The following is a 13,879-nucleotide window of genomic DNA, read 5'->3' on the forward strand; positions in this document are numbered from 1 at the left end:
GGCCGGCGGCATCGGACGCACAGCCGACACCGATCCGGCCCACCAATGACAGGATAGGCGTGTGAATCAGCACCTTCCCGTTCCTTCCGAAGCCGCCCTGTCGCGTACGGTCCACGAGATCATCGACTACGTCGACGCCGAGGGATGGGACCAGCCGCCCGTCATGTTTGCGCTGGTACCGACCGTGCTGCTCGCGGCTTCGGAGCCGAGCCTCGGCGACCAGCTCGACGAGGGACACGAGTACACGCCGATCGCGCAGGAAGCGTTTCCCGAGGACGTGCAGGGCGGAAGCCCGGCCCTCGGCGAGTTCCTCGCGACCACGAGCTGGCCTTCCTCGGTCGCGGGCTGCGCACTCGTCCAGGAGATCGTGGTCCTGCCACCCAACGCCGAAGCCGACCTCGACGACGCGGTGGTTCCGCTCGTCACCGACTCGCACTCGGTGGACGAGGCGGCCCGCTTCGCGGCGCACGCGCACCCCGACAGCAGACGAGCGCGGCTCATCGCCGCGGTGCTGCGGGACGGGCCGGCGATGACGTTGCTGCAACTCCGTCCCCTCGACGACGACGATCCGTTCGCCGGGGCGGAATTGCGGACCTACGAGAACCTCGCTCCCGAGGTGGTCGGAGCGCTGTACGCGACCCTGGAAGCAGAAGAAGACGACGACTGACGGACTCAGCAGGTGGGCGCGTCGCCGCCTGCCGCGATCGACTCGAGCGCGGCGGCCGCGCCCTCCAGCGTCTCGACCCTGACGAGCCGGACATCGTCCGGCTCGTTGGTGAGCGCCTCGGCGCAGTTGTCGGCGGGCACGAGGAAGACCTCGGCGCCTTCCTCGTCCGCAGCGGTGAGCTTGTGGGTGATGCCGCCGATGGGGCCGACGATGCCGTCGGAGTCGATGGTTCCGGTCCCCGCGACGTTCAGCCCACCGTTGATCTCGCCGGGACTGAGCTTGTCGACGAGCGCGAGACTGAACATCAACCCGGCCGACGGCCCGCCGATGTCGGCGAGGTTGAAGACCACCTCGAACGGCACGTCGGGAATCTCCTCGGTTGCGATACCGAGGAATCCCGCGCCCTCTCCTCCGGGTCGCTCCCCCACCACGACGTCGATCGTTTCCTCGGCGTCGCCGCGCAGGACGGTGATCGCGACGCTCTCGCCGGGAGTGACCGCTCCGACCGCACGCTGTACCTGTCCGGCCGTTTCCACCGGTTCACCCGCGATCGCCACGATCCGGTCGTCCAACTGCAGATGTCCCGACGCGGGGGCGTCGTCCGCGATCTCGGCAACCCGGAGTATGACGGGCAGATCCAGGTAGTGCAGAGCAGCAAGTTCGGCACTGCGCTCCGACTGCGCGAACTGGGCTTGATCGACTGCTCGCACCTCGTCCTTGCTGCGGTTGGGCGGATACACCTGCTCACGTGGTGCCAGTCCGTACCGGCCGCTGAGCCACGCCGTCACCGTTTGCGCGAGGTTGAGGTTGTCGGTGACGCCGACGGTCGTCATCACCAGGCTGCCCGTCGTCTCGTCCGTCTCGACGCCCTCGATCTCGATGACCGGCTTGTCGTCCACGTCGCCGAGCGTGTCGAACGTGGGCCCGGGACCGAGTGCGACATAGGGAACGGTCAGATTGAATGCGATCAGGACGAGGGTGAGAACCGGGAGCAGCACGGCGAGAGGCATCACGAAGCGTCGATTCACCCGGCCAGAGTATCGGGCCGATCGTGTTCGCGGTCAGCGTGACCACGATGCCCGTGCTCCGACGGCGCGCCTTGTACCGTTGAGAACATGAGTGACACGCCCTTCGGATTCTCGAATCCCGACGACGACCCCGACCGCAAAAAGGACGAGGGTTCAGGAAGCGGGGGTGGGTCGCCGTTCGGCTTCGGCCTTCCCGGCGGTGGTGGCGACAACCCGTTCGGTGCGCAGGGCTTCGATCCCGCCCAGTTCGGGCAGATGCTCAGCCAGTTCGGCCAGATGCTCGCCGGGATGGGCAGCGCGATGGGCACCGGCGGGGCCGGCCCCGTGAACTACGAGATCGCCTCGAAGCTCGCGCGCCAGCAGATCGGTTCGGTCACTCCCGTCTCCGCGGGGACGGCCGACGCAGTGCGCGACGCGTCGCGGCTCGCGGAATTGTGGCTCGACGCGGCGACGACGCTGCCCGCCGGCGCCACCAAGACCGTCGCCTGGACGCCCGTCGAGTGGCTCGAGAACACCCTCGACACCTGGAAGCGCCTGTGCGATCCCATTGCCGAGCAGGTCAACGGCATGATGCTGCAGGGCCTGCCCGAGGAGGCCCGCGCGATGGCCGGACCGATGATGGGCATGTTCTCCCAGATGGGCGGGGTCGCGTTCGGTTCCCAGCTCGGTCAGGCACTGGGCCAGCTGTCCAAGGAGGTCATGACCTCCACCGATATCGGCCTGCCGCTGGGCCCGGCCGGCACCGCCGCCCTGCTGCCCGCCGCCATCGAGGAGTTCGGTGAGGGCCTCGAACAACCCGCCCAGGAAATCCTCGTGTTCATCGCCGCGCGGGAAGCCGCGCATCAGCGGCTCTACAGCCACGTGCCGTGGCTGCGCCAGCGGCTCCTCGCGATCGTCGAGGAATACGCCCGCGGAATTCGCATGGACATGTCGTCGATCGAAGATCTGGCCCAAGGCCTCGACCCGTCCGCGCTGAGCGATCCGTCCAAGATCGAGGAAATCCTCAAGCAGGGTGCCTTCGAGCCGCAGACCACGCCCGAACAACTGGCAGCGCTCGAGCGACTCGAGACGATGCTCGCGCTGGTCGAGGGCTGGGTCGAGACAGTCGTGATAGATGCCCTCGGCGACCGGCTCCCCGGTGTGGCGGCGCTGAGCGAGACGCTGCGTCGCCGCAGGGCCACCGGCGGACCCGCCGAGCAGACCTTCGCGACCCTCGTCGGTCTCGAACTCCGTCCCCGCAAGCTGCGGGAAGCCGCCGCGCTGTGGCGTCGGCTCACCACCGACGCCGGAGCGGACGCGCGCGACAAGGTGTGGGAGCACCCGGACCTGTTGCCGGATTCGTCGGATCTGGACAATCCCGCCGCGTTCGTCGACCGCGTCATCGGTGGAGGCACCAGTGCCTTCGAGGATCCGATCGCACAGCTCCGCGAAACGATGGAACGCGAGCGTGCCGAGAAGGATCAGGACGGCGGGGACGACACTGCCGACCGCGAGCCGGACGACGATTCCGGAAAGAACTCCTGACACCACGTCGTCGCTGATAGAAGCCGCGATCGCCCTGTGGACAACAGCGTCGGGGGCGACCGCGGCGGGCCGGATGCCTGTGATGCTGCCCGTATGACATCCCCCGTGCGGGCGGCCACAGGTCTCGTCCTCGATCCCGATGTGCTGGTGCTGCACCGAGCCGACGGTTCGGTGCAGCTCGGGTGGGGTCCCGACACTGCCGCAGTCGTCGTGCCGCCCGACGGTATGGACGCGTTCGATGTCCGTGCCCTGCTCGTACTGCTGGACGGGAGCCTGCCGTACGAGGCTGTCGTCGAGGCGGCCGCAGCGCGCGGCCTGCCGGCGCCCGCTGTCCGGGCGCTCCTCGACGAACTGGTCGGCGCCGGATCCGTGCGGCCGGCGCGACCCGCAACCGCGGCCGCGTCGTCTCCGCCGTGCGTGCGGTTGTACGGGGCGGGGCCCCTCGCCCACGCGCTCGCCCCGCATCTGTCGCTGTGGGACACGAGGTGGTTCCGGTCGGTTCCGCGTACCGACGACGCCGGTCTCACCACCCGGCTACCGGACTGCGTCGTGCTCGCCGACACCCAGGTGCCAGATCCGCGTCTCGTGCAGATCCTGATGCGCCACCGGGTCCCTCATCTGGCGGTCCGCGTACGTGACGGGCGCGGCGTCATCGGCCCGTTCGTTGTTCCCGGCCGTACCAGCTGCCTGCGCTGCGCCGACCTGGCTCGCACCGATGCCGACCCGTCGTGGCCGCGGCTCGCGGCACAGTTGTCCGGGCGGGAGGGACGAGCCGAGCGCTCCGTGATCGGCGCCACCGTCGCGGCCGCGCTGGCGCAACTCGATCTGTTCTTCGCCGACACTGCGTCGCCCACGCGGATCGCGGGCGCCGGTGCGCTCGCCCTCGACCGCACGATCGAGTGGGATATCCGCAGGACACAGCTCATCACCCGCAGGTGGCACCGCCATCCCGACTGCGACTGCCCGACTATCCCCGTCCCCGTTCAGGCATGATGGGGAGCGTGTCAGACATCCCTCGCAGAAGCTCTTCGCGTACCGCCAAACTCGCGAGCATCCCGCTGGGCATCGCCGGACGCGCCGCTGTAGGTTTCGGCCGGCGCCTCGCAGGTGGTGATCGCGGCGAGATCGACGCCGAGATGACTGCGAAGGCCGCCGAGCAGTTGTTCACGGTACTCGGTGAGCTCAAGGGCGGCGCCATGAAGTTCGGGCAGGCTCTCAGTGTCATGGAGGCCGCTGTCCCGGAGGAATTCGCGGAGCCGTATCGCGAGGCACTGACCAAGCTGCAGGCGGCAGCACCTCCACTTCCGGCCAAGTCCGTGCACCGTGTGCTCGATCAGCAACTCGGCACGAAGTGGCGCGAGCGATTCCAATCCTTCGACGACGTGCCCACCGCCTCGGCGAGCATCGGGCAGGTGCACCGAGCAGTGTGGTCCGACGGACGCGACGTCGCCGTGAAGGTGCAGTACCCCGGGGCCGACGAAGCACTGCGCGCGGACTTGCGGACGTTGTCGCGGTTCGCGGGAGTATTCGCGACCATGATGCCGGGCGCGGACGTCAGGGCGCTCCTCGACGAACTGACCGCCCGCACCGAGGAAGAACTCGACTATCGCACCGAAGCCGACAGCCAGCGGGCATTCGCGCGGGCCTTCGACGGCGACGAGAAGTTTCTCATCCCCCGCGTGGTGGCCAGTGCGCCGAAAGTGATGGTGACGGAATGGCTTTCCGCCACGCCGCTGTCGGTGATCATCAACGAGGGCACCCGCGAGCAACGTGACCGCGCGGGGGCACTCCTCGCCGAATTCCACTTCTGCAGTCCGGCCAGAGCCGGTCTGCTGCACTGTGATCCGCATCCCGGCAACTTCATGTTGCTCGAGGACGGACGACTCGGCGTGATCGACTTCGGTGCCACCGCCGCGATGCCGGACGGATTCCCCCCGGTGCTCGGGCGCATGGTGCGACTCGCCCTCGAGGAACGTTTCGACGAGTTGACCGCCCTGCTCTACGACGAGAAGTTCGTACTCCCCGGCCGCACTGTCACCGATCAGGAGATCGCCGACTACCTACGGCCCTTCACCGACCCTATTCAGACCGAGTCGTTCCATTTCACGCGGGCGTGGCTGCAGAAGGTGGCGGGCACCGCGACGGATTTCTCGAGTGCGCAGTTCCGGACTGCACGGACGTTGAATCTGCCACCGGAGTACGCAAGCATCTTCCGCGTTCTGCTCGGGTCGGTGGGTATCTGCGCGCAACTCGACGCGCAGGCTCCCTATATGGCGATTCTCTCCGAATGGCTGCCCGGCTTCACCGAGGAGTAGTCGGGGCCGGGCAGCCGATTCAGGCGTACACCAGTTCTTTTCGCGGTTCGGCGACGACCGTCTTCCGGGGTCGTCCGCGGGGGCGTTTCCGGGCGACGACCGCGCCCTGGTGGATGATTTCGCCGCCCCACACACCCCACGGTTCTTCGCGGTCCAGCGCTGCGGCGAGGCAGCGCGCGCGTACGGGGCATCCGGCGCACAGCGATTTCGCCAGTTCCAGATCTGCCGGGGCCTCGGCAAACCACAGATCGGGATCGTCGCCGTGACAGGGCAGGGGATCGCCCGCACGGATGGTTTTTTCGCCGACACCTGATGCGGTCGAAGGGTTTTCGCTCGGCACGAGGACTCCTAGAGGTTCGATCGAAAGAGATGCGATGCGAACTCCGGCCGAAAAGACAAAGGCCACGGTCCGCTGGGCGGTTGTCCGTGGCCTGGAGTCGGAAGGGACTACCGCGTAGGTGTCCCGACGAGTCGTCCGGCCACGGACGAGAAGGCTGCTGCACGCCGGCGCCATGTGCGCGGGGCGGCGGCGGATGCGGCGCGCGCCACGACGGGAGCGACGGCCGCATAATTGATGCTGATCATCACGGGCCACCTCGCTTTCGTCGTCACGCACGGGCTTCTCCCGTGGCAATGCAATACACAATAGTAATGCTGGTGCGATCAGCACAAGTTATTTTCTACCTGCGGTTTTGTCCAATTTTTGTCGAGCGTGGTTCGATTCGCCGCTCGCAACCGCACGCGGGACTAGAGTCCCGGCCATGCCACTGTCGACAACGAAATGTGTATCGGTTCTCGATTGTCCCGATCCGCGCGCGCTCGCGGGCTTCTACCGGGACCTGCTCGGCTGGACCACCGCGCGGGACGACGACGATTGGGTCGAACTCGCGCGCGACGACGCGAATTCGCTCGCATTCCAACGCGCACCCGATTTCACGCCCGCGCGCTGGCCTTCCGAAAGTGTGCACGTCCACCTCGACTTCTACGTCCCCGAATTCGAGGACGCCGAACGTCTCGCGCTCGACCTCGGCGCGACCCGCGTCGACGATCCGTCGAGCACAAAGAACTTCCGGGTGTACCGCGACCCCGCAGGCCACCACTTCTGCCTCTGCGTGGAGCCGGTAGGCCTAGATATCTAGCGTTGCCGCGGTACGTTCGCCCCGCACGAGCGCGAGCACGTCGGCGCCGTACTGCTCGAGCTTCTTCGCGCCGATGCCCGGAATCGAGACGAGCGCGCGGTCGTCGCGTGGCTGTTGTTCCGCGATCGCCACCAGGGTGTTGTCGCTGAACACGACGTAGGCGGGGACCTTGAGCTCCTTCGATCGCTCGCGGCGCCATTCCTTCAGCGCGACGAGCAGTTCCTCGTCGAGGTCGGACGGACAGCCCTCGCAACGCCCGAGCATCGTCGAGGTGGTGCCCAGGAGCGGCTTACCGCAGATCCGGCACTGCGGACGCTTCTTCTTCGGTGAGGCCGGCTCGACGATCTTCGACGCCGGAGAACTGTCGGGGATCAACCCGTTCAGGAAGCGGGACCGCCGCCGTGAGCGGCGCCCGCCTTCGGTGCGCGCCAACGCCCACGACAGCGACAGGTGCACCCGGGCGCGGGTGACGCCGACGTAGAGCAGACGGCGTTCCTCCTCGATACCCGCTTCGTCCGGAGGGGTGTCCTTGTCTCCGGTGACGTGGGTGATCGGCAGGGTGCCGTCGGTGAGCCCGACGAGGAACACCGCGTCCCACTCGAGGCCCTTCGCGGCGTGCAGCGATGCCAGAGTCACGCCCTGCACCGTCGGGGGCTGCCGCGATTCGGCGCGGGCCGCGAGGTCGCGCAGCAGACCGGTGAGGGTCAGCTCGGGTTCGTGCTCGAGCAGTTCTTCCGTGAGCTGGACCAGCGCCACCAGCGACGACCACCGTTCCCGGGCCTGCGCACCGGTGGGTTCGGTGTCGGTCAGGCCGAGCGGCACCAACGTGGCCCGGACCAGCGTGACGAGATGGCTGCCGCGATCGGCTCCGTCGGGCAGGTCGTTGCGCGCGTCGACCTGCCGAAGCGCGTTGATCGCCTGCCGCACCTCGGCGCGGTTGAAGAACCCCTCGCCGCCGCGCACCTGATACGGGATGCCGGTCTCGGTGAAGGCTTGCTCGTACACTTCCGATTGCGCGTTGATCCGGTACAGCACCGCGATTTCCGACGCCGGCACGCCGTCGCGCAGCAGTTTTGCGATGGCCTTCGCGGTCGCCTTCGCCTCCGCGGGTTCGTCGTCGTACTCGGCGAACGTGGGTTCCGGGCCGGGCGGCCGCTGCCCGATCAGTTTCAGCCGGGTGCCGGCGATCCGCCCGCGGGCTTCGCCGATGACGCGGTTGGCCAGTTCCACCACCTGCGGGGTCGAGCGGTAGTCGCGCTCGAGCCGGACGACGGTGGCGTCGGGGAACCGGCGCGAGAAATCGAGCAGGTACTTGGGCGACGCGCCCGTGAACGAGTAGATGGTCTGGTTGGCGTCGCCGACCACGGTGAGATCGTCGCGGTCCCCGAGCCATGCGTCGAGCACGCGCTGTTGCAGCGGCGTCACGTCCTGGTATTCGTCGACGACGAAACAGCGGTAGCGGTCGCGGAACTCGTCGGCGACAGCGGTGTTGTCCTCGAGCGCGGCGGCCGTGTGCAACAACAGATCGTCGAAGTCCAGGTAGAACCCTTCGTCGCCGCGGAACTTCAGCGATTCGTACATCTCGTACACCGCTGCGACGCGCTCGGCGGCGGCCGGCGGCTCGCGGCGGACCCGCGCGACCGTGGCCGGATAGTCTTCCGGCGCGATCAGCGACCCCTTGGACCACTCGATCTCCGAGAGCAGGTCGCGCACGGTGTCGGTGTCGGTCGGGAAGCCGCACCGATGTGCTGCCTGCGAGACGACGGAGAACTTGCGATCGAGCAACTGCCACGGAGTGTCGCCGACGACCTGCGGCCAGAAATACCGCAACTGCCGCAGCGCCGCGGCGTGGAAGGTGCGGGCCTGCACCGACGGTCCCGGTGCACCGACCCCCAGTTCACGGAGCCGCGAGCGCATCTCCCCCGCAGCCCGCGCGGTGAAGGTGACTGCCAGAACCTGGCCGGCGGCGACGTGCCCGTCGGAGACGAGGTGCGCGATGCGGCGGGTGATGGTGCGGGTCTTGCCCGTCCCGGCGCCGGCCAGCACACACACGGGGCCACGCGGCGCCCGCACAGCCGCCGCCTGTTGAGGGTCCAGGCCGTCCGCAACCGCATCCACACGCATGGCCTCCATCATGACAGTGCGAACCGACAACGCGACGCCGCACATCCTGTGCAGGCATATCCGCTGTGTCCGCGACCACATTCGGGGACCGGTCGGAACAGATCGCGGCGGCTGTGATGTTCTCGAAGTCATGACCACCACCGATGCACCCGCCTTGACCGTCTACTCCACCACGTGGTGCGGCTACTGCAAGCGTCTGAAGAAGCAGCTCGACGAGAACGGCATCGCCTACACCGAGATCGACATCGAGGCCGATCCCTCGGCAGCGGAATTCGTCGGCAGTGTCAACGACGGCAACCACATCGTGCCGACCGTCAAGTACGCAGACGGCACCACCGCCACCAACCCGCCGCTGTCGGCGGTCAAGCGCGCGCTCGGTCTGTAACGGCCCGGATCAGCCCCGGGCCCATCCTTCGAGCATGCCCCGGGCAATGGAGATCGAGCCCGGCAGCAGCAGAGGCACCTCGTCGGCCGACGCCCAGTCGCCGGCCTCGAGTGCGTTCCGCACCTCGTCGCGAGTGAACCATCGCGCCTCGCCGATCTCGCCGTCCCGGAATTCCAGGGGCTGAGCGGGGTCGGCGACGGCCGCGAACCCGAGCATCAACGACCGCGGAAACGGCCACGGCTGGCTTCCGAGGTAGCGGATGTCACGCACGTCGACGCCGACTTCTTCGCGGATCTCCCGCACCACACACGATTCCAGCGATTCGCCCGCCTCCACGAATCCTGCCAGGACGGAGAAGCGCCGCTCCGGCCACACGGGTTGACGCCCGAGCAGCACCCTGTCGCCGCCGTCGTGCACCAGGCAGATGACCGCCGGGTCCGTGCGCGGGAATTCCTCGTGCCCGGTCTCGGAACTGATCCGCGACCATCCGGACATGGTGGGTTCGGTGACGGAACCGTCGACCGCGCTGAACCCTGCCCGGTCGTGCCAGTTGAGCAAGGCCACCGCACTCACCATCAGGTCCGCGTCCGCGTCGTCGAGTGCGTCGCCGACCTTGCGCAGGTCCGCAACCTCTCCCGTCTGTGCGAGTACGCGGACGGCCCACACGTGCCGCTCGTCGCGCACACCGAGAAACACCGCCCCGGGGGCCGGCTCGGGGCCGAGTTCCGCGGCGGCACGGAACACCAGTGCCCCGTCCGCCACGGGCACCTGTCCCCGTCGGTCCACCTTCAGGAGTTTCGCGTCCGCCCACCCCGCCCGCAGCGCGTCCTCGTCGGAGCGAAGCTCTTCGGCGCGCTCGACGACGGTGCGCGACAGGAGTGGGGTACCGGACAGAGAGAAACTGGTCACTTCGAGCACACTAGCCGCGCATCGCGCCCGGCTGCGTGCCCACGAGCCGGATGTAGAGCAGCTTGTCGCCGGCCTCCACCGCATCCACCTCGGGCGAGCCGATCCGCCACATCCGGCCGTCGCGCACCACGGCAAGGACGATGTCCTTGAGGTGTCGCGGCGAACCGCCGATCTCCGACGGTTCCACGTCACGTTCGGCGATGGCGAATCCGGCTTCGGGGGTGAGCAGGTCCTCGATCATCTCGACCACGTTGGGTGTCGTCGTAGCGATACCCAGCAGGCGGCCCGCGGTCTCGGAGGAGATGACCACCGAGTCGGCACCGGACTGCCGCAGCAGGTGCGTGTTCTCGGACTCGCGGATCGCGGCGACGATCTTGGCCTTGGGGGCGATCTCGCGGGCACTCAGAGTCACCAGCACCGCGGTGTCGTCGCGGTTCGCGGCGACGATGACAGCGGCGGCGTGCTGCACACCCGCGAGGCGGAGAACGTCCGACTTGGTCGCCGAACCCTGGACCGTCACCAACCCCTGCCCGGCCGCGGATTCCAGGACGACGGGATCGGTGTCCACCACCACGATGTCGGATGGGGCGACACCGTCGCCCAGCATGGCGTCGACGGCGGTACGGCCCTTGGTGCCGTAGCCGATGACGACGGTGTGATTACGCACGCGGCGCCTCCATCGTTGGATCTTGAATGCTTGTCGTGAACTCGCGGTCAGAGCCGACAACGTCGTTCCGACCAGCACGATCAGGAAGAACACCCGCAGCGGGGTGATCACGAGAACGTTGATCAGGCGCGCTTCGGGTGTGAAGGGAGTGATGTCGCCGTACCCGGTGGTCGACAGCGACACGGTCGCGTAATAGAGGCAGTCCAGCAACGACAACGCGTTGCCTTGGGCGTCGCGGTACCCGTCGCGGTCGAGGTAGACGACCACCACCGCGAACAGCAGCGCCGCGAAGGCGTAACCGATGCGACGCGCAATCGCGATTCCGGGACTCGTCTGCTCTTCCGGCACCCGGAGGACGCCCACCAAAGCGAAGTCCGGACGCTCGGTGAGCTGATCGGAGCGACTGAACCTCGCACGCAATCTACCGGGCATCGTGCCTACTCCACCTCGTCTCGGTCCCCAGGGGGGACCTCACTTACACCGTAGCGATGCCGGACGGCCATCGATTCCGGATCGCAGCCTACGCGCCGCCCGCTACTGTGGCGCCCATGTCCACCCAACCGTCCCGACGACCGGCGTTGCGGCTCGCCGCATTGCTCCTCGGCGCAGGCACGATGCACTTCGTCCGACCGCAACCCTTCGACGGCATCGTCCCCCGCGCGCTGCCCGGTTCCGCCCGCACCTACACCTACGTCTCGGGAGTCGCCGAGCTCGGGGTCGGGCTCGCGCTCGTGGTGCCGCGTACCCGCCGGACGGGTGGCGCGCTGGCTGCTGCGCTGTTTCTCGCGGTGTTCCCTGCGAACGCGCAGATGGCCGTCACGTGGCTGCGCAGCGACCGGATCTCACCGGTGGCAAAGGCCGTCGCGGTGGCACGGCTGCCGCTGCAGATCCCTCTCGTCACCGCGGCCCTCGAGGTGCGTCGCCTCGCCCCGGGGGCGCACCGCCGCTGACCCCGTGCGTCTACGCACCGAGGAGAATGTCGACGAGTTCGGACGGGCGCGCAAGTGCCACAAGGTGTCCCGAGTCGACGACCACCGGCTCGACACCGACGCGCGCACGGGACAGTGCCGTCAGGAACGGGAGCGGGAACAACCGGTCGCGCCGGCCTGCGACAACCCGCACCGGAACGTCGGGCCAGCGCTCGGCATCCCAGGCGGGTTCGAACGCCGCGTCCGACAGGCGCGTCTCCTCGTGGGCGAACGCTTCCTCGGTGACGGCGTCCGGGATGTCGTGGAAGAACAACTCCCGTATGTCGAGCGGTGCATCGGGGTCCCGTCCGTCCGCGACGGCCTGCTCCCGCTGAGCATCCTCGTGCCCGACGTCGCCCCACCACTGCGCCGGTGATTCGCCGGGCGCAGGGATCATCGGTGCCACCAGCACGAGTTCGTCCACAGCACACCGCTCTGCGATACGAACGGCGGTGAACGCCGACATCGATTGGGCCACCACCACGAGGGGTCCGGGAGCATCGCCGAGCGCCGCAACCACGAAGTCTGCGTACGAGTCCTGGTTCTCGTTGTCGTCGGCGTACGGGAGATCGACGGCGAGCGCGTCGTGCCCGCGTCCCTCGAGCATCGGCACCACCCGGTGCCAGTACCAGGAGTCCGACCCTGCTCCCGGCAACAGCACAAAGGTCGACACGGCCGCCCCTTTCCGTCGAACGGTGCCTACGAGCGTAACGGCGCGCGGGGGCCCCGCACAGCGGGTTTCACAGGCCGGCGGGTTTTCACGGGCCTGAGCCTCGTGTCCACCTGATGCAGACCGCGGATGTGCCTCTGGTCTGCGCGTCATCGATGTGGCGCGTTACCAGTACTGGTGCTGGTGCCCGTCGGTGTCGGCAACGAAGACGATCGCGTCGGCGCGCTCCACGTCGGCCGGACTCAGCGGAATATGTCCTCGGACAATGGGTTCGCCCGTGCCGAGCGAGCGCGGAAGGGCAGCGTGCAACGGCTTCGCAGGGAACAGAGCGCGCCGTGCGGTCGCCTCGGCGAGTGTGCCCTGAAGGGTGCCTGGACGGGGGTGCGGCCCGGCGTCCGCGGCAACGAACATGTAGCGCTCTCCGAGAGCAAAGCCGACGAGCGCACCGGCACTTGGCCATATCGCTCCCTCGTCGCCGTCCGGCATAGACGACTGCATCTGCTGGAGGTGGGCGTTGTGCGCAAACACCAGGCTCGGCCCACGGCCCTTCTCCTTGGACACGATCGCGAGAAGGTTCTCGGCCATCATGGCGGCGCGCAGGCCGAGCAGGGTGGCGATGCGGTCCGATGCGGTGTGGGCCATGGCCGCGTGGTAGCGAAGCAGACCTCGCGCGGTGTGCGCGTACGCGAGGGCATCGTCGTACGCCACCGGATCGGCGGGAGCGAGGACGGGCGCTGCACGGCGCAGCACGCTGACGAGGTCGTCCGCGACCAGGCGCAGGGCGCGAGCACGCTCGGAGTCCCCGATGGACGCGGCCGGGTCGCGCATCGCGTCCGGGTTCGTCCAGGCCGTGTCGTCGCCGAGCAGTCCGTCGATGTCCCCGGCCGAGTCCGGATGCAGCGCAGCGGGCAGGTACTCCAGAACGACGGACAGTGCGTGTCGTGGACTGGGTGCGCCGGAGAATTCCACCGGGGCGTCGAATCCGTAGAAGCGCACCCGATCCCGCGCGGGACGACCGGTGTTGTAACCGCGGAGCCATTCGACGAGTTCGCGGTTGCCGGGGACGCGGCCGAAACCATGACTGAAACCGCGCTCGAGGACATCGTCGATCTCCGTTGCCCCGCCCCCGACATAGTTGTCGACGACAGAAGCGGCGAGGACATCGGTCTCCAGCACGATCGAGCGGTATCCGCGTTCGACGAGGTGACAGAGAAGTTCGTTGCGCAGCAACGGGAATGCAGCGATTCCGTGGGTCGGCTCGCCGAGGGCGAGCAGGCTCGGGGGTTCCTGCCGCGTGGCAAGCAACTCGTCGAACGCGCTTCCCAGATCTCCGGGCGTGTCCAATTGCCGGCAGATCTCGGTCGGCGACGTGGTCGTAGACATGAATTCTCCTTCCGGGAAAACCTGCCTTCGACGCTATCGTTGAAGAATCGGGTGAAGGTTGTCTCCTATCGGCCCACGACAGGGAGATCCAAGCCTCAAA

Annotated in this window: 15 protein-coding genes; 7 read left to right on the forward strand and 8 right to left on the reverse strand. The window is 68.1% G+C overall.

Translation table 11 applies throughout. From position 1 onward, the window contains the following. The first annotated feature begins 61 nt into the window (after positions 1 to 61). Positions 62 to 667, forward strand: a complete 606-nt coding sequence (locus tag ACLQ3J_RS16180) for a PPA1309 family protein (protein ID WP_169619716.1) — start codon at positions 62 to 64, stop codon at positions 665 to 667. 5 nt (positions 668 to 672) lie between these two features. Here the strand turns inward: ACLQ3J_RS16180 and ACLQ3J_RS16185 are convergent, their stop codons facing one another. Further along, positions 673 to 1,695 carry a YlbL family protein gene (locus ACLQ3J_RS16185; protein ID WP_425903894.1) on the reverse strand — a complete coding sequence of 341 codons (1,023 nt, stop codon included), beginning with the start codon at positions 1,693 to 1,695 and terminating at the stop codon, positions 673 to 675. 87 nt (positions 1,696 to 1,782) lie between these two features. Here ACLQ3J_RS16185 and ACLQ3J_RS16190 point away from each other — a divergent pair, with 87 nt between their 5' ends. The 3 genes from ACLQ3J_RS16190 (at position 1,783) to ACLQ3J_RS16200 (ending at position 5,534) form a co-directional block, all read left to right on the forward strand. Continuing rightward, positions 1,783 to 3,219: a zinc-dependent metalloprotease gene (locus ACLQ3J_RS16190; RefSeq protein ID WP_169651715.1), complete on the forward strand. Its 1,437-nt coding sequence runs from the start codon at positions 1,783 to 1,785 to the stop codon at positions 3,217 to 3,219. A gap of 93 nt (positions 3,220 to 3,312) precedes the next feature. Continuing rightward, positions 3,313 to 4,212 carry a hypothetical protein gene (locus ACLQ3J_RS16195; protein WP_425903895.1) on the forward strand — a complete coding sequence of 300 codons (900 nt, stop codon included), beginning with the start codon at positions 3,313 to 3,315 and terminating at the stop codon, positions 4,210 to 4,212. Further along, the gene (locus ACLQ3J_RS16200; RefSeq protein WP_169619720.1) at positions 4,209 to 5,534 is read left to right on the forward strand and encodes an ABC1 kinase family protein; all 1,326 of its coding nucleotides are present in this window, start codon (positions 4,209 to 4,211) and stop codon (positions 5,532 to 5,534) included. Before ACLQ3J_RS16195 ends, ACLQ3J_RS16200 begins: the two co-directional genes overlap by 4 nt. 19 nt (positions 5,535 to 5,553) lie before the next feature. Here ACLQ3J_RS16200 and ACLQ3J_RS16205 read toward each other — a convergent pair whose 3' ends face one another. Both ACLQ3J_RS16205 and ACLQ3J_RS16210 read right to left on the reverse strand, forming a co-directional pair. Continuing rightward, positions 5,554 to 5,826 carry a WhiB family transcriptional regulator gene (locus ACLQ3J_RS16205; RefSeq protein ID WP_296549984.1) on the reverse strand — a complete coding sequence of 91 codons (273 nt, stop codon included), beginning with the start codon at positions 5,824 to 5,826 and terminating at the stop codon, positions 5,554 to 5,556. A gap of 155 nt (positions 5,827 to 5,981) precedes the next feature. Continuing rightward, positions 5,982 to 6,119, reverse strand: coding sequence for a hypothetical protein (locus tag ACLQ3J_RS16210; protein ID WP_296549960.1), 138 nt, complete (start codon positions 6,117 to 6,119; stop codon positions 5,982 to 5,984). 176 nt (positions 6,120 to 6,295) lie between these two features. On the opposite strand from ACLQ3J_RS16210, the gene ACLQ3J_RS16215 reads away from it, so the two are divergent. Continuing rightward, the gene (locus tag ACLQ3J_RS16215; protein WP_169619722.1) at positions 6,296 to 6,673 is read left to right on the forward strand and encodes a VOC family protein; all 378 of its coding nucleotides are present in this window, start codon (positions 6,296 to 6,298) and stop codon (positions 6,671 to 6,673) included. Here ACLQ3J_RS16215 and ACLQ3J_RS16220 read toward each other — a convergent pair. Next, entirely contained in the window at positions 6,662 to 8,797 is a 2,136-nt protein-coding gene (locus tag ACLQ3J_RS16220; protein ID WP_169619723.1) for an ATP-dependent DNA helicase UvrD2, read from the reverse strand. The genes ACLQ3J_RS16215 and ACLQ3J_RS16220 overlap by 12 nt on opposite strands. Before the next feature lie 130 nt (positions 8,798 to 8,927). Between ACLQ3J_RS16220 and ACLQ3J_RS16225 the strand changes: the two genes are divergently transcribed. Further along, a complete protein-coding gene (locus tag ACLQ3J_RS16225) occupies positions 8,928 to 9,182 on the forward strand; it encodes a mycoredoxin (protein ID WP_169619724.1) in 255 nt (84 codons plus the stop codon). A 9-nt stretch (positions 9,183 to 9,191) separates the two neighbouring features. Here the strand turns inward: ACLQ3J_RS16225 and nudC are convergent, their stop codons facing one another. Both nudC and ACLQ3J_RS16235 read right to left on the reverse strand, forming a co-directional pair. Continuing rightward, complete coding sequence (gene nudC, locus ACLQ3J_RS16230; protein WP_169619725.1) at positions 9,192 to 10,091, reverse strand: NAD(+) diphosphatase; 900 nt, start codon at positions 10,089 to 10,091, stop codon at positions 9,192 to 9,194. Positions 10,092 to 10,101: 10 nt separating this feature from the next. Continuing rightward, on the reverse strand, positions 10,102 to 11,190 hold the full coding sequence (locus ACLQ3J_RS16235) for a potassium channel family protein (RefSeq protein ID WP_169619726.1): 1,089 nt from the start codon (positions 11,188 to 11,190) through the stop codon (positions 10,102 to 10,104). Positions 11,191 to 11,306: 116 nt separating this feature from the next. Between ACLQ3J_RS16235 and ACLQ3J_RS16240 the strand changes: the two genes are divergently transcribed. Then, positions 11,307 to 11,708, forward strand: coding sequence for a DoxX family protein (locus tag ACLQ3J_RS16240; protein WP_378528816.1), 402 nt, complete (start codon positions 11,307 to 11,309; stop codon positions 11,706 to 11,708). 10 nt (positions 11,709 to 11,718) lie between these two features. Here the strand turns inward: ACLQ3J_RS16240 and ACLQ3J_RS16245 are convergent, their stop codons facing one another. Together ACLQ3J_RS16245 and ACLQ3J_RS16250 are read right to left on the reverse strand one after the other, a co-directional pair. After that, positions 11,719 to 12,399 (reverse strand): alpha/beta fold hydrolase, encoded by a 681-nt coding sequence (locus ACLQ3J_RS16245; RefSeq protein WP_346765050.1) that lies wholly within the window; start codon positions 12,397 to 12,399, stop codon positions 11,719 to 11,721. A 162-nt stretch (positions 12,400 to 12,561) separates the two neighbouring features. Continuing rightward, positions 12,562 to 13,779, reverse strand: a complete 1,218-nt coding sequence (locus ACLQ3J_RS16250) for an erythromycin esterase family protein (protein WP_425903898.1) — start codon at positions 13,777 to 13,779, stop codon at positions 12,562 to 12,564. Positions 13,780 to 13,879 lie beyond the last annotated feature (100 nt).

It is taken from the genome of Rhodococcus sp. DT1 (genome assembly GCF_049844875.1).
Taxonomy (GTDB): domain Bacteria; phylum Actinomycetota; class Actinomycetes; order Mycobacteriales; family Mycobacteriaceae; genus Rhodococcus.